We start from the raw sequence: 23118 nt of genomic DNA on the forward strand, positions 1-23118 counted from the left end.
CCAACGTCACGGGTCGGGAGGATCGGGCGCACCCGTGCCGTGAGGGGGAGCGCGGGCGCGTCGGCCTACCGCCGCCCGCTCTGAGCCGCCTTGTGGGCTTCGGCCTGGGCCGCGAAGGCCGCGTCGAGCTTGCGCAGGGACTCGTAGCGCGCGACGTCGCCCTCGACGTCGCGGATCGTCTCCTCGACGAGGTGGCGCTGGAGGGCGACCCGCGGATCGTCCGGCGGGAACGCCTCCCGCTCCTGCAGCCGGAGCACGGCCTGCCGCACGACCGTGTAGACCGCCTCGCGCTCCTCACGGGTCATCGTCGGCTGGATCGCCTTCGCGACGAGATCGGAGAAATCCGACATGGACCGTTAGACTTCGCTCATCCAGGGGCGCCCGGCTCTCCGGGCCGCCTCCCTCTACAGACCGCGCAGCCCGGGATCCAGATCCCGGGCTGCGGTCGCCGCTACATCCTCTGGTCGCGGATGCCGGCGATCAGCAGCGACGACGAGCTCCAGATCACCAGGAAGCAGAAGAAGGAGACCAAGAGCGAGTGGCCCCGCTCCGGATAGAGGCTGTCGGTCGGCAGGACAGGCGGCACGAAGGTGGCGAGGAAGATGTGCTGCTTGCTGGCCGATATGCGCGCGCGGTCGAGCAGAGAGTGGGCCGATTCCTCGAGCTTCTCGGCGATCGTCCGCTCGACCAGCAGACCCTCGTACTGGAGCAGCGCCTCGGTCATGTTCTGGCCGCCGGCGGCGGCGTTGGCGCTCGTCAGCTCGTCCTGGAGCGACTTCATCTGCTGGTCGATCGCCGCGATGTTGGCCACCAGCGTCTGGATCGAGCGCGAGCGCTCGTCGAGACTGGAGCCGCGCAGGACCTGCAGGTCGTTCTCGGCCTTCAGCTTGTCCTTGCGCAGGAGGGTCAGCGTGGTCAGCGTCCCCTCGGCGGTCTTGATCGGATCGATCACGCCCCACTGATTGCGGAACGCCTGCAGCGCCACGTGCGCCTTGCGCAACCGGTCCTGGGCGACCTTCGCGTCGGCCTCGGCCTGGGCGACCATGTCGGCCTGCGCGCGCTTCGAGATGTCGTTGATCAGCGCCTCGGAGCGCGACACCACCGCCTGCGCGATGGTCAGGGCGTCCTCGGGCGTGAAGGCGCGCACGGACAGGCGGATCACGCCCGAGATCGAGTCGATATGTGCCTCGACGTGCTTGCGCCAGTACTTGGTAAGGTCCTCGATCGGATCACTGGGATCGAAGCGCGTCCAGAAATCCGCCTCGGACCGGGAGAACATCTTGGAGATGCCGATACTCTTCTCGAGTGCCTCGACCAGCGTCTGGCTGTTGATGTAGTCGCGGACGATGAAGCTGTCCTGGCTGTTGTGCTTCTGAATCAGGTTCGTGTACTGGCCGAGCGAGATGTTCTCCATCGGCTCGACGTTGCCGCGGACCGCGAACTGGGCTTCCGCGACGTACTGGTTGGACGCGAACGCGAACAGATAGAGCCCGACCACGAGGGTGGGCAGGAGCACGAAGAGGCTGACGCGGCGGATGATCCGCGCGCCGTAGGTGGAGGTGTCCTCCTCGCGGGGGCGCAGGCCCGGCAGACGGGTCCAGTCCAGGCGCTGCCGCGCCGTGGCCACGAGGGCCCGCGCGGTCCGCTTCTCCGGCACAGGCCGGATCGTCTCCGCGCCCCGCCGCAGCTCCGTCATGGTCGGGGCGGCGAACGTCACGATCTCGCCTTCGCGCGTGTCGTCCTTGACGTCGTCGAAGCTCATCCGCTCATTGTTCCTGGGTCTGCGCCGGTTCCGCTGCCGCGGCGCCGGCCGAGGGGCGGCCCGTGCGCGGCTACCGGAATCCCGTTCTTTTAGGCCCTTTTTATGGCGCCCGGTCCGGGTCATCCCGCGGCTGCTGCACCGCGGCGACGGGCGCCGTAGCCCGGGACCGGTATCGCGTCCTACAGTCTCTGGATGATGACAGAACCGCGTGTCACGGCCCCGGATGGCCGTCCGGCCGGCCGCACGGCCAAGACCAAGCTCTCCGAGATCGTCGTCGTCTGCTCCAAATGCGCCAAGCGGCAGGGCCTGCGCGGGCGGGATCTCCGCGCGCTGCTGAAGAAGGCCGGGAAGCGGGCGGACGGCGACGAGGGAGCCGGGCGCAGGCGGAAGCTCCTCGTGGTGGAATCGGGCTGCCTCGGTCCCTGCCCGAAGCGCGCCGTGGCGGTCGCCACCGGCACGAGCCTGGCCGAGGGCCGGGTCGTCCTGCTCGATCCCGCCGCCGAGCCCGCCGAGGCGCTCGCTGCGGTGCTCAATCCCGTCCTCCCGCGTCGGGCAATCCCCGAATTCGGCCCCAATACCTCTCTAGCGGCGATACCACCCGACGAATCGCCGCCGGTTCGCTGACCGGCACAACCTGGAGCGCGCTCTTGCCCGCCTCTCGACGCGAGGCCCGCACACCGTGACCGGAGAGCCTGTTTCCCGGAAGCGGCGGGCGGCCCACGCCGTGCTGCGTCGCCTGCCGCTGTTCGGCACCCTGATCGGCCTCGGCCTCGCCGTGTGGCTCGTGGCCACCAACGATCTGGCGGCGGTGGCCGCGGCCTTCGGGCGGATCGGCGTCGCGGGCTTTGCCGGCGTCACGCTGGTGCGGGTCGCGGTGATCCTGCTCTGCGGCCTCGCCTGGGCGCGCATCCTCGACGGGCTGGCGCCCGGGACGGCTTCGGCCTGCCTGATCCTGCGCTTCGTCCGCGAAGGCATCAACGTGCTGCTGCCCGTGGCCTCGGTGGGTGGCGACGTCCTGGGGGCCCGCCTCCTGACCTTCTGGGGTGTCGCCGGCTCCCTCGCGGCCGCGTCCGTGCTGGCCGACATGCTGTTTCAGGTCGGAACGCTCGCCCTGTTCGCCGGGCTCGGCGCGGGCCTCCTGAGCCGGGTCGACGGCGCCGAGGCGGCCGCGCTCGCCAGCTGGACGCTGCGGACCCTCGTCGTGGCCGGGCTGGCGGTGGCGGCGTTCTTCGCCCTGCAGCGGACCGGCGTCGTGCGGGTGCTCGAGGACCGCCTCGCCGCCCTCGGCCGGCGGTTCGTGCGCGAGGCCGAGGCGCGCCCCGAGCCGAACCGCCGGATCCAGGGGGCCCTGGACACGGTGTGGGCGCCGGACCGCCGGGGCCATCTCGCCCAGTCCTTCGCCCTCCACGCCCTGGCCTGGCTGCTCGGCACGGCCGAGGTCGCTGTCGTCCTGGCGTGCATCGGCGTGGACCATGTCGGCCTGGCCGACATCCTGGTGATCGAGGCGCTGAGCCAGGCGATCAAGGCCGCCGCGTTCCTCGTTCCGAGCGGACTCGGCGTCCAGGAGGGCGGGCTCGTGCTGGTCTGCGGCCTGTTCGGCATCGACGCGGGGACCGCCCTCGCCCTGTCGCTGGCGCGCCGCGTGCCCGACGTGGTGCTCGGCCTGCCGGCCCTGCTCGTCTGGCAGAACCTCGAGGCCCGCCGCGCCGGCGTCCGCCCGGCCACACCCAGCTGCGACCGTCCGTGACCCGAGACCTCCCCGTGCCGACACGCCCGATGCGCCGGACGCGCAAGGTCCCGACGCCGCGCCTGCGGCCGGTGGCGCTCGTCGCGCTCGCCGCCCNGCCTGCGGCCGGTGGCGCTCGTCGCGCTCGCCGCCCTGGGCGCGCTGGCCGGCGGAGTGCTCGCCGCCGGTCCGGCCCTCGCGCAGAGCGTCACCCTCGATCTCGGTGCCGGCGGCACCACCGAGCGCGCCCTCCAGCTCGTGGCGCTGATCACCGTCCTGGCGGTGGCCCCCTCGGTGCTGGTGATGGCCACGGCCTTCACCCGCATCGTCGTGGTGCTGTCGATCCTGCGGTCGGCGCTGGGCACCCAGACCGCGCCGCCGACAGCGGTGCTGGTCAGCCTCGCGCTGTTCCTGACCGCCTTCGTGATGGCCCCGACCGGCCGCGCCGCCTACAGCGCCGGCATCGAGCCGCTGATCGCCGGCCGGATCACGCAGGCGCAGGCGTTCGAGCGTGCCTCGGCGCCGTTCAAGACCTTCATGCTGCGCAACGTGCGCGAGAAGGACCTGAAACTGTTCCTCGACCTCGCCAAGGTGCCGACGCCGAAAGGGCCCGAGGATGTCGGCCTGGAGATCGTGACACCCGCCTTCATGATCTCGGAGCTGCGCCGCGCCTTCGAGATCGGCTTCCTGCTGTTCATCCCGTTCCTGATCATCGACCTCGTGGTCGCGTCGGTGCTGATGGCCGTCGGCATGATGATGGTCCCGCCGGCCACGGTCGCGCTGCCGTTCAAGCTGATCTTCTTCGTGCTGGTCGACGGCTGGACCCTGGTCGCCGGCTCCCTGGTCCAGAGCTACGGCGGCTGACGGCAGCCGTGCCGGGCCGTCAGCCGGCGCGGGACGTCGCGTCGACGGTCCGGACCGCCGCGAAGCCCTCCGCGCGCGACGGCGGCTCGAACAGGCGGTCGACGGAGCGGATGCTCTCTTCGGGAACTTGTCGGTCGGCAGCGCGCCGCCGGTTTCGCTCCAGGGCGACCGCGAGCGGCGCGCGAATCCAGACCGCTTCCGCGGCGACGCCGCAGGCTCGCGCGATGGCGAGGATCGGCGCACGGTGCCGCTGGCCGGGCAAGGCGGCATCGAAGTAGACGCGGCCGAGCCGGGGCCGCTGCCGCGCTATCCAGGTGGACTTGCCGGCCCCCTGCAGCCCGCACACAACCACGAGCCGCTCGACCGAGCCCGCGGCGAGCGCCGCGCGCAGCGCCGCGAGGGCCAGCCGCCACGCCTCGGCGTTCCGTTCGGGCGTCCAGACGCGGCCGCGCTCGGTCTCGAGGAGGGCGTCCGGGTCGATGACGACCACCGCGCTCACCCGGGCGGCGCGCCGGGTGTCTCGGCGCTGCTCTGCTGCTGTCCGCCCTGGGCACCGGGTGCGGGCGCCTCGCCGCCCGCACCCGGTGCCTCGGGTCGGCCGCGCGCGGGCGCAGCGGCATCCGGGTACCGCTTGCGATACTCGGCGAGGAAGGCCGACAGCGTCTGGACCTTCGTGGCGCGCGCCGCGATGTCCCGGAAGCCCGGTGCCCGGGTCGGGTCGGTGCCGGTCAGGAGCGCGAAGGTGCGGGCATCCGGGCTCGCCGCCATCCCCTCCGAGAATTTCGCCTTCAGCCGCTCCAGGCCGATGGCCTCGTGCGCGAGATCGTAGGCGATCGCGGCGCGCACGACGTCGGCGCGCGCCTGATCGTCGAGGGGCTGACCGGACTGCCACGTCGCGCCGAGCAGCCCCTCGTGGGCCTCCCCGGCCTCGCGCCAGCGGCGCGCCCCCCAGTAGATGTCGGCGCGCAGACGCTCGATATCCGGCCCGCTCTCGTCCTCGATCGTCTCCAGCGCGAGGTCGGTGCGGGTCAGGTCGGACAGGGCCCTGGCGCGGATCAGCCCACGGGCGCGCTTGAGCTCGCCGGGAAGCTCGGGCAGCTCGGTGGCGTCGAGGACCTTCAGGGCCTCCATCGGCTTGTCGTCCATCAGCCGGACCGTCGCGAGCCGCGCCGCCACCGCGGATCGCGCCGGGCCGGTGAGGCGATTCTCGATCTGGTACTGCAGCAGGTCGGCGGCCGAATCGAGGAGGTCGAGGGTCACGAGGCGGTCGGCCAGGCGGCGCACCACCTCGTCGCCGCGCCGCCCGATCGGGCTCAGCTCGCGGAAATCGAAGAAGAGCGCCACGGCCTCGACCCCGGAGAGCTTGTTGCCCTTGTCGGTGAGGTAGAGGTTCTCGAAGGCCGTCTGCGCGTCCCGCGACAGGGCCACCGTAGCGGGGGCGTTGGGCGCGAAGACGTTGGCCCGGCGCACCACCGTGAAGGCGTCGCGCCACCGGCCGGCGGCGAGATAGAGGCGGGCGAGACCGGCGGTGATGCCATCCTCGGTCGGACCGCCGTGCCAAGTCAGGGCGAGCCGTTCCAGCCGCTCGATGGCGGCGTCGGGAGCGAGCTTGCCCGAGGCCTGCGCCAGCAGCGCCCCTCTCAGGGCGGCCTCGACCGAGACCGGGCGCACGGCCGAATTGTCGAGGCGGGCATAGGCGTCTAGGGCCGCCTCGGTCTGGCCGGTCGCCTCCGCCACGCGGGCGCGGACCATGGCCAGCCGGTCGCGGATCCAGGGTGGCACATCGCGCTCCGCCTCGGCGCGCGCGGCGGCGGTCTCGGCATCGCCGTTCTCGATCGCCGATTCGGCGGCCCGGGCCCGGATCAGCTGCGCGACGTCCGCGGGATAGCCGTTGGCCAGCGGCAGCACCTTGAGGAAGCCGGACTCCGCGCTCTTCCAGTCGCCGGCCCCGGCCGAGGCCATCGCGCGCCACAGAGCGGCCTCGCGGTCGTCGACCAGGAGCGGGACGCTGAGCGCCTTCAGCGCCTCGGCGTTTCGGCCGATCCGCACCAGGGCGATGCCCCGCAGGAGCGCGGTCTCGCGCTGGGTGGCCAGGAGCGGATCGTCGGCGGCCGCGATCTCGAGCGCGGTGAGGGCCTCGTAATCGAGGCCGTTGGCCAGATCCGCGCGCGCCAGCGCCAGACGGGCCGGCCCGCGCTCCGACGGCGGTGCCGCGACGGCGGCGTCGAAGAGGCCTCGGAGGGCCGTGCGGACATTCCCCATCCTGGCGCGCTCCCAGGACTCCCTCTCGATCGCGAGGGCCCCCGCGTCGGTCAGCACGACGTCCGGCTTGCGCGCCGCCATCGACGCCGCGAGACCGCCCTCTCGGCCGATCGAGACGCCGTCGAGTTCGGGCCGCACCGCCAGATCGTCGGCGCCGGCGAGCACAGCGAGGCCGTGCCGGCTCGGCAGGATCTCGAAATCGACGAAGCGACGGTTCTTCGGATTGCCGACGGGGCGCTGCGCGGCCGAGGGGACCACCGCGATCCGCTCGTCGTCGAGGGAAAGCCACGTCGTCGATCCGGGATGGGGCAGCGACAGGGTGACGGCGATGCGGCCGGACGGGTCGGGCTTGCGGACGGGATCGATCGTGTCGCTCGGGCTCAACGTATCGCCCGCCGAGAGTTCCCAGGCCACGCCGGACCCGGTCGTGACGGCATTGAGGTCGACGAGCCGGCCGGGCGGCACCGGGAACCGCACGACCGTGAGCGGACCCGTCCGAGTGGGCGCGCCGGTCGGCGCGAGGCCCTCGCTCGACGGCGGGACGACGACCGGCTCGGCGGTCTCGAAGGCGAGCGTCGCGATGCCGCCGCGCTCGAACAGAACCGCCGGCGGGAGGGTCTGGAACGGGAAGAGCATGCCGCCGCCGGCCCGGCGCGTCGGCGGCGACTCGGGCGGGCGCGGCGCAATCGCCGGGGCCGGGGCTGCCTCTGAGCTGCCGCGGTGAAGTCCCGAAAACGGAGGCGATTCGTGGAAGGACATAATATTTCAGGACAAAGAACTTGAGTTTCGATTTCAGGCTGCCGGCTTCGCGGCGGGACCGGGCACGTCGACCGTAGCCGCGACGGGCTCGAGCGGCTTGCGGCGGACCACGTCCACGTACATGGCGCCGTCCTCGCGCTCGGTCCCGATCGTGAACCCGTCCTCGGGCGTGATCAGGAGGCTCGCCGAGTTCGCGTCGGTCTCCGTCGCCAGCTTGGCGATCCCAGGTCGCTGACGGCCGCGGGTGCCGCTCGGATCGATGGTCCAGGCGCCGATCACCCGCACGCGCGTCACGGGACCCTCCGCGGTCACCATCGAGACGGCCTCCGCGGGGAGGCGCAGCGACAGCCGCGTCAGGGTCGGGAGCAGCGCCAGCTCGAGCGACAGGGCCCGGCGCACCGGTTCCGGTGTGCGCGCCTTGAGCGCCTCCTCGGCAACCCGGGCCCGCCGGGCGAGTTCGGCCACCACTTCGGGCGGAAGCGGCGGCACGAGGCCGGACCACCCTTCCGGGAGCAGGTCGACGAACACGCGCTCGCCGGCCGACTGCACGCTGGCCCGGTAGGGTCGCTGCAGGGCGAGGCGGAGGCCCGTGCCGTCGGGGTCGCGGCGGACGCTGGCGATGAAGGCCGGCATCTCGTCCGCGAGATGCTCGGGCCCGGGCGAGACCCGCTCGCCGTAGCTGACGAGCAGCACGCCGCCGGCGAGCTTCGTCCTGACCGTGACCGGCTTGTCGAAGGTCAGCACGATCCGGCCGTAGCCGCCGGCCCCGGTGCCGACCTCGCTGCCCTTCATGCTGACGAGCCGCGCGGCCAGCGCGGGCGCGATTCCCGCCAGAAGGGCGAGCAGCGCCAGCGCCGCGGTCAGCAGCCGCGCGCCGCGCCCTCGACCGTCCCGGGGTCGCCCGCCCACCGATCTCATCGCCTCGCCGATCCGAACCCGGCGCGCGGCTCCGGAGGGGCCGCGGCGCGCGGCGCCACATCTCGGCGGGATCCTGAGCGACCGCGGCTAACGCTGGCTTAACCGTAACCGGAAAAGGCCGCGGGTCGCCGTGCGGCTCAGCCGCTGAGCGCGACGGCCCGGTCAAAGGCCTGCGAGAAGCCCGTCAGCGGCACCGTGATGGTCGCCGGTTCGGTGCCGCCCGTCTTCTCGCCGGTCACCGTGAGCGCCTTGGCGGTGCGCATGCCGTCGAGGGCGAGCGTCGGGAAGCTGATCGCCACAATGCAGCCCTCGGCGCTGCAGGTCGTGTAGGGGGCGCCCTTGCCGAGGGTCTGCTCGTCGAGCTTGAAGGTCACGCCGGGCTCGATGGCGAGGCCGAAGGGCATCAGCACGATCCCCTCGGCGCGGCCGTTCGCGGGCGTCTGCAGTTCGAAGCCGAACTTGCGCCGGCCGGTCCGCGAATCGCCCTGCGCCTGGGCCACGATACAGGTGACCTTGTCGCTCGGGCGCGTGCAGGTCATCGTCCAGTCGCCGTAGCTCTCGCTGACGGTGCTGGCGCCGGTGGGCCACGCGGCGTGCGCCGCAGCGGATGCAGGCGCGGCGGCCTCCTCGGTCTTCGCAGGTTCGGCGGGCTTGGTCGCCTTGTGGGGAGCCGGCTTCGGCCGTGGCTTGGGCTTGGGCTTGGCGGGCGCTTCGGACGCCGGCGCGGCCTCGGGCTCGGCATCCTGCGCGCGCGCCGCCAGCGTCGGGACCGCCGTGAGCGACGTCGCGATCAGGCTGAGACGCAGAAGCGCACGAAGTGTCGGCATGGAATCACGATCCCCCGGAGAGCCATTGGGCGGCAGTGCCGCCTAATGCTCAAGCCGGTGCGACGCAATCGCCAGAGGCCATCGGAGGCGGCGCCTCCAGGTCACGCGCGTCTCAGAGCGGGTTCGGGCCGCCGATGGAGCGGGCGAGCGCGCAGCGGCGCGCGAAGGCGCTCTCCGCACCGCTGCGCAGCGTGCGGGCGACCGCGAAGACGAGGGTCAGGAAGCCGGGATCGCGATCGGCGGTCTCGACGGCCGGGCCGGGGATCCGGGATGTGATGAGCGCGAGCATGACGGACTCCAAATGCGAGGTCCCGGGCGTTTCCACGCTCCCCAATGCCTGCGGTCCTCTGAGCGACCTTGCTGCACCGCAATATGAGCCCTGCGCTCCGAGCCTGCCACTGAGCAGCTGTCGGGGGTCACATGCATTGAAATCATGATTCGACGCGCGCGCGGGTAAGGATCCGTTCACGAAGGGTTGCGCGGGCGCGGTTGACCGGCGACGGGCAAGCCGCCATTGAGCGCGTTTCCGGCGACACGGGCTCTTGACCGCACCGGCACCGCTCCGGCGGCGCGGGTCTGTCGCCGCACTGTCACACGCGCGCCATAACCCGCCCGCGAGCCAGATGAGCGGACGCGCCCGGCGTCCGCCAGACGAGGATCTCCCGCATGACCGACCAGCCGACCCATCACCCGATCCATGGCCGCATCACCGGCCCCATCGTGATGATCGGCTTCGGCTCGATCGGCCGGGGCACCCTGCCGCTCATCGAGCGCCACTTCGAGTACGACCGCGCCCGCTTCACGGTGATCGACCCGGTCGACACCCATCGGCCCCTCGCCGAGAAGCACGGCCTGCGCTTCGAGAAGGTGGCCCTGACGCCGGAGAACTACCGCGACGTGCTCACCCCGCTCCTCACCGAGGGCGGCGGCCAGGGCTTCTGCGTGAACCTGTCGGTCGACACCTCCTCACGCGCCATCATGGAGCTCTGCCGCGAGCTCGGCGCCCTCTACATCGACACCGTGGCCGAGCCCTGGCCGGGCTTCTACTTCGACAAGACCAAGAGCCAGGGCGACCGCACCAACTACGCGCTCCGCGAGAACATCCTCGACGCCCGCGCGCAGAAGCCCGGCGGCACCACGGCGGTGTCGTGCTGCGGCGCCAATCCCGGCATGGTCTCGTGGTTCGTCAAGCAGGCGCTCCTGAACATCGCCCAGGACACCGGCCTGCAGCGGCCCGAGCCGAAGACCAAGGCCGAGTGGGCCGCCCTGATGAAGGATCTGGGCGTGAAGGGCGTCCACATCGCCGAGCGGGACACGCAGCGCGCCAAGAATCCGAAGCCGCGGGGCGTCTTCGTCAACACGTGGTCGGTCGAGGGCTTCGTCTCCGAGGGCAACCAGCCGGCCGAGCTGGGCTGGGGCACGCACGAGACTTGGAAGCCCGCCAACGCCCGCGAGCAGGAGAAGGGTTCGCGCTGCGCGATCTACCTGCTGCAGCCGGGCGCCGACACGCGGGTGCGCACCTGGGTGCCGACCGCCGGCTCGCAGTTCGGCTTCCTCGTCACGCACAACGAGGCGATCTCGATCTCCGACTACTACACGGTGCGCGAGGGCGATAAGCCGGTCTTCCGGCCGACCTGCCACTACGCCTACCACCCGGCCGACGACGCCGTGCTGTCGCTCCACGAGATGTTCGGCAAGGCGGCTCAGGTGCAGGAGCAGCACCACATCCTCGACGAGACCGAGATCGTCGACGGCATCGACGAGCTCGGCGTGCTCGTCTACGGCCACGCAAAGAACGCCTACTGGTACGGCTCGCAGCTCTCCATCGAGGAGACCCGCCGGGTCGCCCCCTACCAGAACGCCACCGGCCTCCAGGTCACCTCGGCGGTGCTCGCCGGCATGGTCTGGGCCCTGGAGAACCCGGAGGCCGGCATCGTCGAGGCCGACGAGATGGACTTCCGCCGCTGCCTGGAGGTCCAGACCCCGTATCTCGGCCCGGTCGTGGGCGTTTACACGGACTGGACGCCGCTCACCGACCGTCCGGGCCTGTTCCCGGAGGACATCGACACCAGCGATCCCTGGCAGTTCCGCAACGTGCTCGTGCACGCCTGAAGGCTCTGCCGCGCCCCGCGAGCCGGGGCGCGGATCCGCCGACGTATCGGCGGTGCCGTCCCGCGGACGCGATGGGGCCGCCGAGATGCGACGATCTCGGAGGCCCCGCTCGTGCGTACGCCCCCGTCCGGCCCCGCGGCCTATGCCTGGGCCTATGCCTGGGATGACACCGGCCCGGACAGTTTCAGTCCGCTCGGCTACTCGGCCTGCCGCCGGGTCACGAGGGTGCGGCCCGGCTCGACCTCGTTCTTGTCCTGGTACAGCGGCACGATCGCGCGCAGCCAGCCGCGGACCTCGCGGCCGCCGTAATTGCGCTCGACCACGTCGTGCGTGAGGTAGGCCTGCAGGTTCACGGGCCCGAAATTGTAGCCGACGAGACCGCCCACCGCGATCTGGCCCTGCGGACGATAGCTCGCCACGCCGGTGGGAAGGTCCGTCGATCCGAAGGCCACCGCGCCGATCTGCCAGGAGCCGAACTTCTTGGTCATGGTCAGGTCGAGGTTCATGTAGTCCGGGTAGAGGGTGCCGCTGGGCGAGCGCGTGTCGAGGAAGACGCCGTAGAGCAGGTTCGCCGTGAGGTTCCAGCCCTGGCCGGTGTAGCTCAGCGCGAAGCGGTGGGTCAGCGAGGCCGACTGCGTCAGGAACCGCGTCTGGATCGGCAGGTAGCCGCCGAACAGGTAGCTGAAGCCGACATCGCCGCCGAGGTCCCAGGCGAGCTGGGCCGCCAGCAGCTGCTGCCCGACGCCGCTCTGATAGGGCGCCCCCTGGCTGCTCGCCGCCGCGATCGGCTGGGTGAAGAAGACCTGCAGGCGCGCCCCCGCGACATCCCAGGGCGTCGCCCACGCGAAGGTCGGCAGGTTGACGTTGGTCGACGAGTCGCGCGGGAGGGTGCCGCGCACGCCGAAGCTCGACAGGTTCACGAAATACAGGCCGACCGGCAGCTGGTCGCCCACCGGCAGACCAACCGTCTGTCCCGGCTGCGCCGCGGACGCCGCCCGCGCCGTCGTCGCCGTGGACGCGGCGGCGATCGGGGCCGAGACGGCAAGAGCCGCCGCCGCGACCCAACGTGACGTCAGGCTAAATCCGGCCATGGGAACCCCGAACCTGAGCCCCGTCATTCGGGGCCGATCAGGGTTTGACGGGCGTTCACTCCGACGGCATCCCGCCGTTACGGCCAAGCCGTGCGCGACCGCACAGAGTCGACGGGCCGATCTCTTGGCGGCGGGACTAAATCACCGATCCTCGACTTCGACGACGAAGTCCCCACGATAGGTCGCGCCCTCGACCGGGTTCGAGACCCAGCGGCACCGGCCGACACGCAAGTCGTGGCCGGCGTGGAAATGCCCGGAGATCCACAGCGCCGGCCGCTGGGATTCCGGCAGGTCGTCGAGGGCCGTGCTGGCGTAGAAGGCCGGCACCCACCAGGGAACGCCGGGCGCGTCCCGGTACCGGTCGGCCGCGAGCGGGCTCGCGGGATGGTGAGTCACCACCACGGTCGGTCCGTCATGCGGGGTCCGAAGCGCCGCGTGCAGGGCCGCCCGCTCGATCCGGTGCTCCGCCATCGCGTCCGCCGGCTGCCAGGGGCTGCCGTCCATCTTGCGGATCGCGCCGAGATATTCCCGCGAGCCCGTCACGGGATCGGTCATGCGGGCCGCCGCGTAGGCCACCGGATCGTCGGGCCGGTCCGCCGCGTCCGGTGCGAGCCAGCGCCCGGCGAGGGTCCAGTCGCTCCACAGGGTGGTGCCGACGAAGCGGACGCCGTCGATGACGCAGCTCCGCGCGTGCTGGAGCAGGTGGATCCGCGCGCCGAGCCCGTTGAGGCGGCCGACCTCGGCCTCGAGACCGGCGAGAAGCTCCGGCGCGGTGCGCCGGTCGCCGGTCGGCGCGTAGCGCTCGTGATTGCCCGGCACCAGCACGATCGGCCGCCCCTGCGCGAGGTGCAGCAGCGCCGCGAGCCCCCGCTCGGGATGTCCCTCGTGGAGGTCGCCCGGGCAGGCGAGCAGGTCGAACGGCGCCGCGGGCGGCGCGATCAGGTCGAGGCGGCGCCGCTCCAGGTGCAGATCCGAGATGGGGAAGATGCGCATGATGGTCGCTGCCGTGTCGCCGCTCGGGGACCGTTACCGCGCGGCTCTGCGCTCGGCCGCGGCCGCCTTGAGAATGTCGGCGGCCGAGTCGGCGTTGAGGATCGCGATCCCGGCCGCCACGACGAGGTCGGGCCAGGGGGACGGGTAGAGGGCCGTCACCAGACCGGCGGCGATGATCGCCAGGTTGGCGACGGCGTCGTTGCGCGCCGAGAGGTAGGCCGCCCGGGTCAGGCTGCCCGAGCCGGAGCGGTGCCGGGCAAGCATGAGCGCGCAGGTGAGGTTCACGGCGAGCGCCCCGAGCCCCGCCAGCGTCAGGGGCAGTGCCGCGGGAGCGGTGAAGTCGGCGATCTTGCCGTAGGCCGCCCAGGCGCCCGCCAGGGCCGGCAGGAGCAGGATCCCCGCCATGGCGGTGCCGAGGCGGGCGCGGTTGCGCGCGCTCCAGCCGAGGCCCGCGAAGATCAGCAGGTTGATCGCCGCGTCCTCGAGAAAATCGACGCTGTCGGCGATCAGCGCCACCGAGCCGATGGCGAGCGCCACCGCGATCTCGATGCCGAAATAGCCGAGGTTGAGCGCCGCCACGCGGGCGACGACCGGGCGGAGGGCGGGCGGCGCGGGCCGGGGTGCATCATCGGCGATCACGGGACGCCTCTTCGCCGACGCGCGCGGCCCTGTCGAGCGGCTGTTGAGAAAAGCCTGTCCGCGGCTCAAGAAAGTTCGAGGCCGTTACGCCTTTGTCCGGGTGGATTCGCCGCCGGGATCGTGCGACGCCGTTGCCGGAGCCGGCTGCACGAGACCAATGACCGGCCGGAACCGGAGGTCTGCCGCGTCATGCTGCCCGAACTGCGCGTGCTCTATTTCGAGGATCTCGAGGTCGGCCTGTCGGAGACCCTGTCGAAGACCATCGCCTCCTCGGACGTGGTGGGCTTCGCCGAGATCACCGGCGACCGCAACCCGATCCACCTGTCCGAGCACTTCGCCGCGCGCACCCCGTTCGGCACCCGCATCGCCCACGGCCTCTACACGGCCGGTTTGATCTCGGCGGTGCTCGGCACGCGGCTGCCGGGGCCCGGCGCGGTCTACATCTCCCAGACCCTGAATTTCCGCGCCCCGGTGCGGATCGGCGACGTGGTCGACGTCACCGTGACGGTGGCCGAACTCATGCCCGAGCGGCGGCGCGCGCGCCTCGCCTGCAAGTGCTCGGTGGGCGGTGAGACGGTCCTCGACGGCGAGGCGCTGGTGAAGGTGCCGACCAAGGCCGAGGCCGACCCGCTGGCGAACCGCTCCGATCGCTCCCAGGGTTGAGGTGACCCCGGCCCCGGAGCCCGTCACCGACCCGGACGACCCCCGCCTCGAGCCCTACACCCGGATGCGCGAGCGCGACCTCGTCGGCCGGGGCGGACGCTTCATCGTCGAGGGCGAGGTGACCCTGCGGCTGCTCCTCGGCCGCCGCAGCCGGTTCCCCGCCGAATCGATCCTTCTCGCGCCCGAGCGCTGGCCGGGCCTGGCCGCCGATATCGCCGCTTCCCCGGAGCCGCCGCCGGTCTTCAGCGCCGCGAAAGCGGTGATGAGCGCCGTGACGGGCTTCCCGATCCACCGCGGGGTCCTCGCGGTCGGCCTGCGCGGGCCGGAGCCCGACGCGGCCGCCCTCGTGCCGCCCCCGCCCGCGCCCGCCCTGGTGGTCGGCTTGGCCGGCCTGACCAATCACGACAATGTCGGCGCCGCCTTCCGCAACGCGGCGGCTTTCGGGGCCGACGCCGTGCTCCTCGACGGGGCGAGCTGCGACCCGCTCTACCGCAAGAGCATCCGCGTCTCGGCGGGAGCCGCCCTGATCCAGCCCTTCGCGCGGCTCCCGGAGGGTCAGGACTGGCTCGGGCTCGCCGAAATCCTCGATCTGCAGCCGCTGGCCTTCAGCCCGGGGGCGACCGGGACGCTGGACATGCTCCCCATCCCGGCGCGGGCACTGCTGATCCTCGGCACCGAGGGACCCGGCCTCGATGCGGCGACGCTGGCCCGGGCGCGGCCGATCCGGATCCCGATGGCCGCCGGCTTCGACTCGCTCAATGTCGCCACCGCGGCGGGCATCGCCCTCTACACCATCGCCCGCGGCCAAGGGCGCCTCGGCGGGCCGTGAACACGCCGCGGCGACAAGCTCTTCGGCGCACGGCCGGCCGGTTTCCGAACTCGGTACGTCCTGCGAAAAAACGGGACTGGCGCGCAACTGTCCAGCTGTAACACATTGACATCTCGACGCTGCGCACCGGCCGGCGCAAGCTGGGCTCGGACGACCGTCCCGACGCCGCGCCGGATCGCATGTCGAACATCCCGACGCTTCACTTCAACACCGATCACCTCAGCCCCGCGCAGGCCTTCGCGGCCTGGCGCGACCTGATGGCACCGATTGTCCGGATCGAGCGGATCAAGGGGGCGCCGGTGCCGCGCGGGAACCTGTCCTGCACGGTTCTGGGGGACATCCTCGCCAGCCGGATGGTCTTCTCCGCGCAGCACATGGTCCGCGATCGCCGCCACGCCGCGGCGACGCCGGACCACTTCACGTTCATGCTCTACGTGTCGGGCGGCCTGTCCGGGGACGTCGCGGGCAGCCCGGTGCTGCGGCAGCGCAACCGGATCATGGCCGCCAATATGGGTCGGGAGCTGGATGCCCGCGGAGTGAGCTCCAGCGCGATCGGGCTGACCATCCCGCGTCGCCTGTTGGCCGACTGCACGGTCGAGCGGATCCCGATCTTCCTCGACAGGGAGCGGAACCGTCTGCTCGTCGCGCGCCTGCACGCCCTGTATCGCCGGTTACCGACCACCACCGCCGACGAAGAGCCGGCGATCGCGGGCGAACTGACCGGCTTCATCCGGCGCTTGTTCGATTCGTCCGCGGCCTCGGACGTGCTGCAGGGACCGGAATTGGATGCGGGGTTCGTCGCGCTGGCCGAGCGTCTGATGGATCTCCAGCTGGCCTCGCCCGACCTCACGCCGGACCGGCTCGCCGACGGCGCGGGCGTCTCGCGGACGGTGCTGTACCGCGCCTTCCAGAACGCGGGCGGCGTCATGCACCGCGTCTGGGAGAAGCGGCTGGAGGCGATCCGGATCGCCCTGGAGGATCCGCTCGAGACCCGGGCGCTCGCGCGCTTGGCGAGCGAGCACGGATTCAAGGATCCCGCCCACCTGAGCCGCGCCTTCCGCGCCCGGTTCGGGGTGACGCCGCGGGAATGGCGCCAGACGCGGGCCCCCCACGGCACCCGGACCTACGAGCGGACGCCCGCCCAGGCCCACGCCTGGTACGAGCGCCTGGGCCAGCGCTGACGCCCCGCTCCTCCGAGGACGGTCCGACACACGCTCCGGTGCCGGCCAGTCCGCCGGCCCAGTCCGCCGGGGAGGCAACGGGCGCCCGCGACGCGGCGCGCCTCGGGAATCCTTGCGGATGCGTATCCACGGTATGATCGTATACAGCGTTATGCGCGCGACAAACGGCTGCAATTGCCGCGCGATGATGCGAAGCTAGCTTGGCCGCATGGGGTATCGGGATTCTGTGAGGAGTTGGGGACGTTGCTTCAGTCTGGGGATGGGTTGCGGGCGCTGACCGGACGCCGGGTGGCCGTGGTCGGTGCCGGGCCGGGCGGACTGGCCGCCGCCCTGCTGCTCGCGCGGGCCGGGATTCACGTCACCATCTTCGAGAAGGACCCGCAGGTCGGGGGTCGGACGAAGACCGTCGAGGCGCCCGGCGGCTACCGGTTCGATATCGGCCCGACCTTCTTCCTCTATCCACAGATTCTTGCGGACATCTTCGCGAGCTGCGGCGAGCGGCTGGAGGACCACGTCAAGCTCGAGCGGCTCGACCCCCAGTACCACCTCGTGTTCGAGGGCGCGGAGGGCATCTCGGGGACGATAAGCGCCACCGGTGACGTCGAGCGCCTGGAGCGCGAGATCGCCCGTATCGCGCCGGACGACGCCAAGAACGTCAAGGCCTTCTTCGCCGAGAACCGGACCAAGCTGAACTACTTCAAGCCCGTGCTCGAGCAGGCCTTCCACACCCTGCGCAGCATGGCGAGCCCGGCCATGCTGGCCGCCCTGCCCTACCTGCATCCGGGGCGGAGCGTCGACCGCGACCTGAAGCGCCACTTCGCCGACCCGCGGGTGCGCCTCGCCTTCTCGTTCCAGACCAAATACCTCGGGATGTCGCCGTTCCGGTGCCCGAGCCTGTTCACCATCCTGTCGTTCCTCGAATACGAGCACGGGGTCTATCACCCGGTAGGCGGCTGCGGCGCCGTCTCCGAGGCGATGGCCGGCCTGGCCGGCCGCATGGGCGTCGACCTCCGGCTCAACAGCAACGTCGAGGAGGTGCTGTTCGATGGAAAGCGCGCGAGCGGTCTGGTGGCGGACGGCGAGACCTTCAACGCCGACGCGGTGCTGATCAACGGCGACTTCGCGAAGGTCGTCCGCGCCCTCGTTCCGGAGCGGCACCGGCCGCGCTGGCGCGACGCCAAGATCCGGAAGGCCCGGCTCTCCTGCTCGACCTTCATGCTGTACCTCGGACTCGAGGGGAAAATGCCCGACAGCCTCGGGCATCACACGATCCTCCTGGCCGACGGCTACGAGAAGAACATCCGCGAGATCACCGAGGGCACGCTGCCGATGCAGCCGTCCCTGTACGTGCAGCACGCGGGCTACACGGATGGCGGCATGGCGCCGCCCGGTCACACGGCCCTCTACGTGCTGGTGCCGGTGCCCAACCTGAAGGCGGGGATCGACTGGGCGGCCATGCGGGAAACCTACCGCGCCCTGATCGTGGAGCGTCTGAAACTCCTCGGGATCGACGATCTCGAGTCCCGCATCCGCTACGAGCGGATCATCGACCCGACCCAGTGGGAGGAGGATTTCGCCGTTCACGAGGGCGCCACCTTCAACCTCGCCCACGACCTGATGCAGATGCTGTATTTCCGACCGCACAACCGCTTCGGACCGGGACTCTACATCGTCGGCGGCGGCACCCATCCGGGTTCGGGCCTGCCGGTGATCTACGAGGGCGCGCGCATCTCGGCACGGCTCCTGATCGAGGAACTCGCCGGCGCCCGCGCCGCCGCCACCGCCGGCATTCCCGATACCGCCCCGCTGGCGACCTCCGGCGAGGCCTCGTGAGCGCGGCGACCGACCGGAGACATCTCCGGGCAGGCCGTGTGACGGTTGTCCTCGCGGTCTGGCTCTGCGCCGCGACCGTGCCCGCCCGGGCCGCCGCCGTCCAGGTCGAGGTCGACGGGATCGAGCCCGGCGGCGGGCAAGTGCGCGTCGCCCTCTGCCAGGGCGGTCTCTCGGAGACGTCGTGCCTGCGGGGCGACGATGCGCCGGCCACAGCCGAGCGGGCGCGGTTCACCTTCCGGGATGTCCCGCCGGGCGCCTACGCTGTGGCGGCCTACCAGGACGCCAACGGCAACGGGCGCCTCGACCGCACCGGCCTCGGCCTGCCGCTGGAGCCCTACGGCTTCTCGGGGGCCGTCGGGCGGCGGGCGCGGCCCGATTTCGCCGAGGCCGCTTTCGCCCTCCGGGAGCCCGGTGTCGCCGTGCGGGTGCGCCTCGGCCGCGCCCTGCCGAGCCGGTGAATTGATGGACGATCCCCTCGTCCGGATCGCGGGCGTCGGCCTCGACCTCCGCGGCCGACGGGTCCTGGATCAGATCGATCTCGACCTCGGCGCCGGCGAGACCCTCGCGCTGCTCGGACCGAACGGGGCCGGCAAGTCCTCGCTGATGCGCCTCGTGGCCGGGCGCCTCGCTCCGAGCGCGGGGTCGGTGCGCGTGGCCGGAGCGGATCCGTACCGGGCGGGACAGGCCCGCCGCGCCATCGGATGGGTGCCGCAGGAGATCGCCCTCTATCCGCGACTGACCGTCTCGGAGAACCTCGGCGTGTTCGGGCAATTGGCGGGGGTCTCCCGGCGCGACCGGACTGTGGCCGTGGAGGCCGCACTGGCCATGGCCGACATCGCCGACGTGGCTCGACGCCCGGTCGGTGTCCTGTCGGGCGGGTACCGGCGCCGGGTGAACATCGCCGCGAGCCTGATGAACCGGCCCCGCCTGGTTCTCCTCGACGAGCCGACCAGCGGCGTCGACCTCGCCGCCCGGGCGGCAATCCACGCGGTGCTCGACCGTCTGAAGGCCGCCGGCACCGCGATCCTGATCGCCACCCACGATTTCGCCGAAGCGGAGCGCCTCGCCTCGCGGGTGGCATTCCTGGCTCAGGGGCGGGTCGTGCGCGCCGGCCGTCTCGCCGACCTGCTCGCGCAGTTGCGCACCGGCGCGCCCGAGCGCGAGTTGAGCCTCGCCGGGCCGGCGACGGGACAGGCGGAGGGCGTGCTGCGCCGGGCCGGCTTCGTGCCTGCCGATGCGGGTGGCCTCGTCTGGCGGTCGGTCGAGCGGTCCGGCCTCGACGGCGCGGCGCTGCTCGGCGCCTTGCGCGCCCAGAACGTCCCGGTGGCCGAGATCCGGGTGCGGGCGCCGCGGCTGGAGACGCTCTATCTCGACGCCCTCCGCCCGCGGGAACTGGCGGATGCCGCGGCCGCTCCGCTCCGGGCCGGGGCCGCCGGATGATCGCCGCCGCCTTCCGCGTGATGCTCCTGACCCTCCTGCGCGACCGGGCCGCGCTGGTGATGGCCTTCGTCCTGCCGACCGTGATCTTCTCGATCTTCGCGGCGATCTTCTCCGGGGCGATCGGCGACAGAATCCGTATCCATCTCGGCTTGGCCGACTTGGCCCACACCGCGGCGACGGAGCGCCTCGCCGACGCGCTCGCGGCCGATCCGTCGCTCCGCGTGACGCGGCTGCCCGCGAGCGACATCGACGCCGTGGCGCAGGCGGTGCGGGCCGGCGAGGTCGACGTGGCGCTGGTCCTGCGCGGGGACCTGATCGCCGCGCCCGGTCCCGCGGATCAGCCGGTGGTGCTGGTCGAGAACCCCGCCAAGGCGCTGGCGACGCCGATCGCCCTCGGCCAGCTCCAGCGGGTCCTGAACGAGGCGCTGCCCGACGTGGTCCTGTCGCGGGTCGTCGCCGACGTCGAGCGCACGGGCAAGATCGGCCCCGACGAGCGCCGGTTCCTCGACGAGGCCTTCGCCGAGCAGCGTGCCAAAAAGGAGCCGTTCAGCTTCGCCTCGCTGGTGGAGCGGCGCAGCACCGCGGCCGGGACCGCCAATGCCCGGGTGAGCTACTACGCGGGCGCGATCACCGCCGTCTTCCTGCTCTTCGCCGCCATGCAGGGCGCCATGTCGCTGGTCGAGGAACGGGAGACGGGCCTCACCGAGCGGCTGATGGCCGGGCCGGGCGGGTTGCCGGTCGTGGTGCTCGGCAAGTTCGCCTTCCTGACGCTCCAGGGGCTCGTCCAGGCCGGGCTGATCTTCCTGGCCGCCGCCCTCCTCTACGGCGTCGAGATCGGACCGCACTGGCCGGCCTTCCTGGCCGCCTGCCTCCTGGTCTCCGCGATGGCGGCCGGCCTCGCGCTCGCGGCCTGCGCGCTCGCGGCCTCGCGCCAGCAGGCGCATCTCGCCTCGACCTTCGGGGTGCTGCTCCTCTCAGCTGTCGGGGGCTCGATGGTCCCGCGGTTCCTGATGCCGCCGTGGCTGCAGCAGGCCGGATGGCTCACCCCGAACGCCTGGGCGATCGAGGCGTACCAGAGCGCCCTCGGCGAGGGGTTCTTTGCCGCGGCCCCGGCCCTGGGGGTCCTGGCGGCTCTGACCCTGGCCGGTCTCGCCTTCGCTCTGGCGCTGGCCGCGCGGCGGACGGCGTAGGGCCCGCTGCCGTCCCGACACGGACGGCGCTACTCCACGTAGACACCGGCGCCGACGAGCGCCTCCACGCCCGCCACGTGCGTGGCGCAGACGTAGCTCCATTTCACGCTCGGCGTTGACTGGCCGGGCTTCGGGAACATGTAGTCGACCCAGCCGGACCCGAACCGCGTGACGGCGTCGATGAGGTCCTGGTGGAATGGCTTCCCGTCGGCGTCGCGCTCGTGGAGCAGGTCGTGCCCCTCGCGGTTCGGGTGGGCGGCGTTGAAGAGGACGACTCCCCGAAGGTCGACGACGAACAGGTAGACGTCCCCGTATCGCCAGACGCTTCCCCTGCGCCGGAACGCGTCGAACGCCCGCGCGCCCTCGGCCTCCAGCGTGTCGGCCGCCCTGTTGACGAGGGCCTCGATCTCGGCGGCCCGGTGCAGCGGCGGGGGGGCTCGCCGGGCGGGGGCCGGAACGGCCGTCCCGAGGACGAGCAGCACGGCCCAGATCAGCAGGGTTCTCGACCGTCCGTCGCGCCGTCGCACCGCCGGAACCAGGGGATCGTCCCGCCGCGCGTGGCTGGCCCCGCCGCGCGAGACCCGGCCGGTCTCATGCGCGCGGGCAAGACCGCTCAGGCTCGGGCGCCCCGCCGCGTGCGTGCTAGGAATGCGCCTCGACGCCATGGCCCGCGTGCCCGCCGCCCCGCCGGAGGAAGACCAGCCAGTTCCGCTTCCGCGGTGGGGACGGAGGCGGAGGCTGGACGACCGCGTTGGGCAGCGCCTGGAACGCCAAGCGCCTGCGGTGCCGCTCGATGATGCGGTCGAGGTTCCGCAGCGCCGCGAGGCCCTGGTCCGCCATCATGCGGTGCCCCTCGCAGGCACCTCTCCGACACAGGTCGTGAACGATGTCCTCCGCGTGGGCGAGGATGTCCCGGGCTTCCGCGCAGTAGAGCTCCACCTCGGCGAGATCTGGCATCTTGTCCTCCGCGATGATCGACCCTCGGCGTTCGACACGGCAGGGATAGACCCGGCAGGGCGGCGCGCATCACCCGTTTGGAGGAGTCGGGCATGCCAGCGGCGCTCACCTCCCGCGACGATCCGCGCCGTTCCTGCGACGCGGTGCGCACCGACATAGAGACGCCTCCGCTACGGCCGCGCTCCACGGTATCCCACATGCTCCGCCTGCTCATCGCCGACGGCAACGATCGCGCCGCCCGCGACCGCCACGTCGCGGCTACGGGAAGGACCTCGGCCGAGTCCTACGCGGCGGTGGTGCACGACCTCGCGCCGGGCTCCGTCTGCCAGCACGTCAACGCTGCCGACGCCGACGCGACCCTGCCGGCGGATCTCGCCGCGTTCGACGGGCTGATCTTCACCGGCTCGACCCTCAAGGTCTCCGAGGGCACGCCGGCCGTGACCCGGCAGCTCGACCTGATGCGCGCGGCTCTCGAGGCGGGACGCGCGGTCTTCGGCTCGTGCTGGGGCGTGCAGGTCGCCGCCACGGTGACGGGCGGCCACGCCGCCGAGAACCCGCGCGGGCCGGAATACGGCTTCGCCCGGGCGATCACCCCGACCGAGGAGGGCCGGACCCATCCGCTCCTGGCCGGACGGCCGGCGACCTGGGACGCCCCGGCGATCCACTCCGACGCCGTGCTGCAGCCGCCCCCGGGCGCCCGCGTGCTCGCCGGCAACCCCGTGCTCGGCGTTCAGGCCCTCGAGATACGCCTGGGCCGCGGCTGGTTCTGGGGAACCCAGTATCATCCCGAGCTCGACCTCGACGAACTGGCCGCGATGCTGCGCCTCTGCGACACCGCCATCGTCGAGGCGGGACTCGCCGAGAACCCGCGCGCCGTGGCGGCCTACGCCGACGAGATCGCGACGCTCCAGGGCAGCGACCCGGAGGCCGCGCGCCGCCTCGCCTGGCGCCACGGCATAGGGCCGGAGGTGCTGGAGGCCGGTCTCCGCCGCCGGGAGATCGGGAACTTCCTGGCGCGCCTGTCCACAGGCGAGCGCCGCCGGTAGGCGGCCGCGACCGGGTGGCGCGTTGA

General features: G+C 72.3%; 24 protein-coding genes. 12 read left to right on the top strand and 12 right to left on the bottom strand.

Annotation, left to right across the window (positions count from 1 at the left end; translation table 11 throughout):
- Window positions 1-65: 65 nt before the first annotated feature.
- Window positions 66-350: a hypothetical protein gene (locus MMR14E_RS15260; RefSeq protein ID WP_273561427.1), complete on the bottom strand. Its 285-nt coding sequence runs from the start codon at window positions 348-350 to the stop codon at window positions 66-68.
- Window positions 351-451: 101 nt separating this feature from the next.
- The gene (locus tag MMR14E_RS15265; protein WP_331315436.1) at window positions 452-1762 is read right to left on the bottom strand and encodes a capsule biosynthesis protein; all 1311 of its coding nucleotides are present in this window, start codon (window positions 1760-1762) and stop codon (window positions 452-454) included.
- Window positions 1763-1954: 192 nt separating this feature from the next.
- Between MMR14E_RS15265 and MMR14E_RS15270 the strand changes: the two genes are divergently transcribed.
- From MMR14E_RS15270 to fliP, 3 genes are all read left to right on the top strand, one after another.
- Window positions 1955-2386, top strand: a complete 432-nt coding sequence (locus MMR14E_RS15270) for a hypothetical protein (RefSeq protein WP_331315437.1) — start codon at window positions 1955-1957, stop codon at window positions 2384-2386.
- Between the two features lie 55 nt (window positions 2387-2441).
- Complete coding sequence (locus MMR14E_RS15275; RefSeq protein ID WP_419539348.1) at window positions 2442-3509, top strand: lysylphosphatidylglycerol synthase domain-containing protein; 1068 nt, start codon at window positions 2442-2444, stop codon at window positions 3507-3509.
- A 108-nt stretch (window positions 3510-3617) separates the two neighbouring features.
- Entirely contained in the window at window positions 3618-4352 is a 735-nt protein-coding gene (gene fliP / locus MMR14E_RS15280) for a flagellar type III secretion system pore protein FliP (RefSeq protein WP_419539349.1), read from the top strand.
- Between the two features lie 19 nt (window positions 4353-4371).
- Here fliP and MMR14E_RS15285 read toward each other — a convergent pair whose 3' ends face one another.
- From MMR14E_RS15285 to MMR14E_RS15305, 5 genes are all read right to left on the bottom strand, one after another.
- The gene (locus tag MMR14E_RS15285) at window positions 4372-4851 is read right to left on the bottom strand and encodes an AAA family ATPase (RefSeq protein WP_331315440.1); all 480 of its coding nucleotides are present in this window, start codon (window positions 4849-4851) and stop codon (window positions 4372-4374) included.
- Window positions 4848-7250, bottom strand: a complete 2403-nt coding sequence (locus MMR14E_RS15290) for a tetratricopeptide repeat protein (RefSeq protein ID WP_331315442.1) — start codon at window positions 7248-7250, stop codon at window positions 4848-4850. Before MMR14E_RS15290 ends, MMR14E_RS15285 begins: the two co-directional genes overlap by 4 nt.
- 156 nt (window positions 7251-7406) lie before the next feature.
- Window positions 7407-8291, bottom strand: a complete 885-nt coding sequence (locus MMR14E_RS15295; protein ID WP_331315443.1) for a hypothetical protein — start codon at window positions 8289-8291, stop codon at window positions 7407-7409.
- Window positions 8292-8428: 137 nt separating this feature from the next.
- Window positions 8429-9118: an invasion associated locus B family protein gene (locus MMR14E_RS15300; RefSeq protein ID WP_331315445.1), complete on the bottom strand. Its 690-nt coding sequence runs from the start codon at window positions 9116-9118 to the stop codon at window positions 8429-8431.
- Window positions 9119-9230: 112 nt separating this feature from the next.
- Window positions 9231-9407, bottom strand: a complete 177-nt coding sequence (locus MMR14E_RS15305; protein ID WP_331315446.1) for a hypothetical protein — start codon at window positions 9405-9407, stop codon at window positions 9231-9233.
- Between the two features lie 377 nt (window positions 9408-9784).
- Between MMR14E_RS15305 and MMR14E_RS15310 the strand changes: the two genes are divergently transcribed.
- Window positions 9785-11230: a homospermidine synthase gene (locus MMR14E_RS15310; RefSeq protein ID WP_331315447.1), complete on the top strand. Its 1446-nt coding sequence runs from the start codon at window positions 9785-9787 to the stop codon at window positions 11228-11230.
- Window positions 11231-11427: 197 nt separating this feature from the next.
- On the opposite strand, the gene MMR14E_RS15315 is transcribed toward MMR14E_RS15310, so the two are convergent.
- The 3 genes from MMR14E_RS15315 to MMR14E_RS15325 form a co-directional block, all read right to left on the bottom strand.
- Window positions 11428-12321: a transporter gene (locus tag MMR14E_RS15315; RefSeq protein WP_331315449.1), complete on the bottom strand. Its 894-nt coding sequence runs from the start codon at window positions 12319-12321 to the stop codon at window positions 11428-11430.
- A gap of 141 nt (window positions 12322-12462) precedes the next feature.
- Window positions 12463-13314, bottom strand: coding sequence for a metallophosphoesterase (locus tag MMR14E_RS15320; RefSeq protein WP_331315451.1), 852 nt, complete (start codon window positions 13312-13314; stop codon window positions 12463-12465).
- Between the two features lie 33 nt (window positions 13315-13347).
- The gene (locus MMR14E_RS15325) at window positions 13348-13953 is read right to left on the bottom strand and encodes a cation transporter (protein WP_331315453.1); all 606 of its coding nucleotides are present in this window, start codon (window positions 13951-13953) and stop codon (window positions 13348-13350) included.
- Window positions 13954-14142: 189 nt separating this feature from the next.
- Between MMR14E_RS15325 and croR the strand changes: the two genes are divergently transcribed.
- From croR to MMR14E_RS15360, 7 genes are all read left to right on the top strand, one after another.
- A complete protein-coding gene (gene croR, locus MMR14E_RS15330; RefSeq protein ID WP_020090850.1) occupies window positions 14143-14616 on the top strand; it encodes a 3-hydroxybutyryl-CoA dehydratase in 474 nt (157 codons plus the stop codon).
- Between the two features lies 1 nt (window position 14617).
- Window positions 14618-15445, top strand: a complete 828-nt coding sequence (locus tag MMR14E_RS15335) for an RNA methyltransferase (protein WP_331315455.1) — start codon at window positions 14618-14620, stop codon at window positions 15443-15445.
- Between the two features lie 179 nt (window positions 15446-15624).
- Complete coding sequence (locus MMR14E_RS15340) at window positions 15625-16626, top strand: helix-turn-helix domain-containing protein (RefSeq protein WP_331315457.1); 1002 nt, start codon at window positions 15625-15627, stop codon at window positions 16624-16626.
- Window positions 16627-16869: 243 nt separating this feature from the next.
- On the top strand, window positions 16870-18459 hold the full coding sequence (gene crtI / locus MMR14E_RS15345; protein ID WP_331315459.1) for a phytoene desaturase family protein: 1590 nt from the start codon (window positions 16870-16872) through the stop codon (window positions 18457-18459).
- 38 nt (window positions 18460-18497) lie between these two features.
- Window positions 18498-18917 carry a DUF2141 domain-containing protein gene (locus MMR14E_RS15350; protein ID WP_331315461.1) on the top strand — a complete coding sequence of 140 codons (420 nt, stop codon included), beginning with the start codon at window positions 18498-18500 and terminating at the stop codon, window positions 18915-18917.
- 4 nt (window positions 18918-18921) lie between these two features.
- Window positions 18922-19899 (top strand): ABC transporter ATP-binding protein, encoded by a 978-nt coding sequence (locus MMR14E_RS15355; protein WP_331315463.1) that lies wholly within the window; start codon window positions 18922-18924, stop codon window positions 19897-19899.
- The gene (locus tag MMR14E_RS15360; RefSeq protein ID WP_331315465.1) at window positions 19896-21089 is read left to right on the top strand and encodes an ABC transporter permease; all 1194 of its coding nucleotides are present in this window, start codon (window positions 19896-19898) and stop codon (window positions 21087-21089) included. Before MMR14E_RS15355 ends, MMR14E_RS15360 begins: the two co-directional genes overlap by 4 nt.
- A 29-nt stretch (window positions 21090-21118) precedes the next feature.
- On the opposite strand, the gene MMR14E_RS15365 is transcribed toward MMR14E_RS15360, so the two are convergent.
- Both MMR14E_RS15365 and MMR14E_RS15370 read right to left on the bottom strand, forming a co-directional pair.
- Window positions 21119-21571, bottom strand: coding sequence for a cache domain-containing protein (locus tag MMR14E_RS15365; RefSeq protein ID WP_331315467.1), 453 nt, complete (start codon window positions 21569-21571; stop codon window positions 21119-21121).
- Between the two features lie 160 nt (window positions 21572-21731).
- Window positions 21732-22046, bottom strand: coding sequence for a hypothetical protein (locus tag MMR14E_RS15370; RefSeq protein ID WP_331315469.1), 315 nt, complete (start codon window positions 22044-22046; stop codon window positions 21732-21734).
- Window positions 22047-22243: 197 nt separating this feature from the next.
- Here MMR14E_RS15370 and MMR14E_RS15375 point away from each other — a divergent pair, with 197 nt between their 5' ends.
- Window positions 22244-23092, top strand: coding sequence for a type 1 glutamine amidotransferase (locus MMR14E_RS15375; protein WP_331315471.1), 849 nt, complete (start codon window positions 22244-22246; stop codon window positions 23090-23092).
- The last annotated feature ends 26 nt before the right edge of the window (window positions 23093-23118 follow it).

Origin of the sequence: Methylobacterium mesophilicum (assembly GCF_036441335.1) — a bacterium.
In the GTDB taxonomy this organism is placed as follows: Bacteria; Pseudomonadota; Alphaproteobacteria; order Rhizobiales; family Beijerinckiaceae; genus Methylobacterium; species Methylobacterium mesophilicum_B.

What these genes read in the sequence shown, in the direction of transcription:
- MMR14E_RS15260 (WP_273561427.1), bottom strand. Translation starts at nt 350, where the DNA reads ATGTCGGATTTCTCCGATCTCGTCGCGAAGGCGATCCAGCCGACGATG.
- MMR14E_RS15265 (WP_331315436.1), bottom strand. Translation starts at nt 1,762, where the DNA reads ATGAGCTTCGACGACGTCAAGGACGACACGCGCGAAGGCGAGATCGTG.
- MMR14E_RS15270 (WP_331315437.1), top strand. Translation starts at nt 1,955, where the DNA reads ATGATGACAGAACCGCGTGTCACGGCCCCGGATGGCCGTCCGGCCGGC.
- MMR14E_RS15290 (WP_331315442.1), bottom strand. Translation starts at nt 7,250, where the DNA reads ATGCTCTTCCCGTTCCAGACCCTCCCGCCGGCGGTTCTGTTCGAGCGC.
- MMR14E_RS15295 (WP_331315443.1), bottom strand. Translation starts at nt 8,291, where the DNA reads ATGAGATCGGTGGGCGGGCGACCCCGGGACGGTCGAGGGCGCGGCGCG.
- MMR14E_RS15300 (WP_331315445.1), bottom strand. Translation starts at nt 9,118, where the DNA reads ATGCCGACACTTCGTGCGCTTCTGCGTCTCAGCCTGATCGCGACGTCG.
- MMR14E_RS15305 (WP_331315446.1), bottom strand. Translation starts at nt 9,407, where the DNA reads ATGCTCGCGCTCATCACATCCCGGATCCCCGGCCCGGCCGTCGAGACC.
- MMR14E_RS15310 (WP_331315447.1), top strand. Translation starts at nt 9,785, where the DNA reads ATGACCGACCAGCCGACCCATCACCCGATCCATGGCCGCATCACCGGC.
- MMR14E_RS15315 (WP_331315449.1), bottom strand. Translation starts at nt 12,321, where the DNA reads ATGGCCGGATTTAGCCTGACGTCACGTTGGGTCGCGGCGGCGGCTCTT.
- MMR14E_RS15320 (WP_331315451.1), bottom strand. Translation starts at nt 13,314, where the DNA reads ATGCGCATCTTCCCCATCTCGGATCTGCACCTGGAGCGGCGCCGCCTC.
- croR (WP_020090850.1), top strand. Translation starts at nt 14,143, where the DNA reads ATGCTGCCCGAACTGCGCGTGCTCTATTTCGAGGATCTCGAGGTCGGC.
- MMR14E_RS15340 (WP_331315457.1), top strand. Translation starts at nt 15,625, where the DNA reads ATGTCGAACATCCCGACGCTTCACTTCAACACCGATCACCTCAGCCCC.
- MMR14E_RS15355 (WP_331315463.1), top strand. Translation starts at nt 18,922, where the DNA reads ATGGACGATCCCCTCGTCCGGATCGCGGGCGTCGGCCTCGACCTCCGC.
- MMR14E_RS15360 (WP_331315465.1), top strand. Translation starts at nt 19,896, where the DNA reads ATGATCGCCGCCGCCTTCCGCGTGATGCTCCTGACCCTCCTGCGCGAC.
- MMR14E_RS15370 (WP_331315469.1), bottom strand. Translation starts at nt 22,046, where the DNA reads ATGCCAGATCTCGCCGAGGTGGAGCTCTACTGCGCGGAAGCCCGGGAC.
- MMR14E_RS15375 (WP_331315471.1), top strand. Translation starts at nt 22,244, where the DNA reads ATGCTCCGCCTGCTCATCGCCGACGGCAACGATCGCGCCGCCCGCGAC.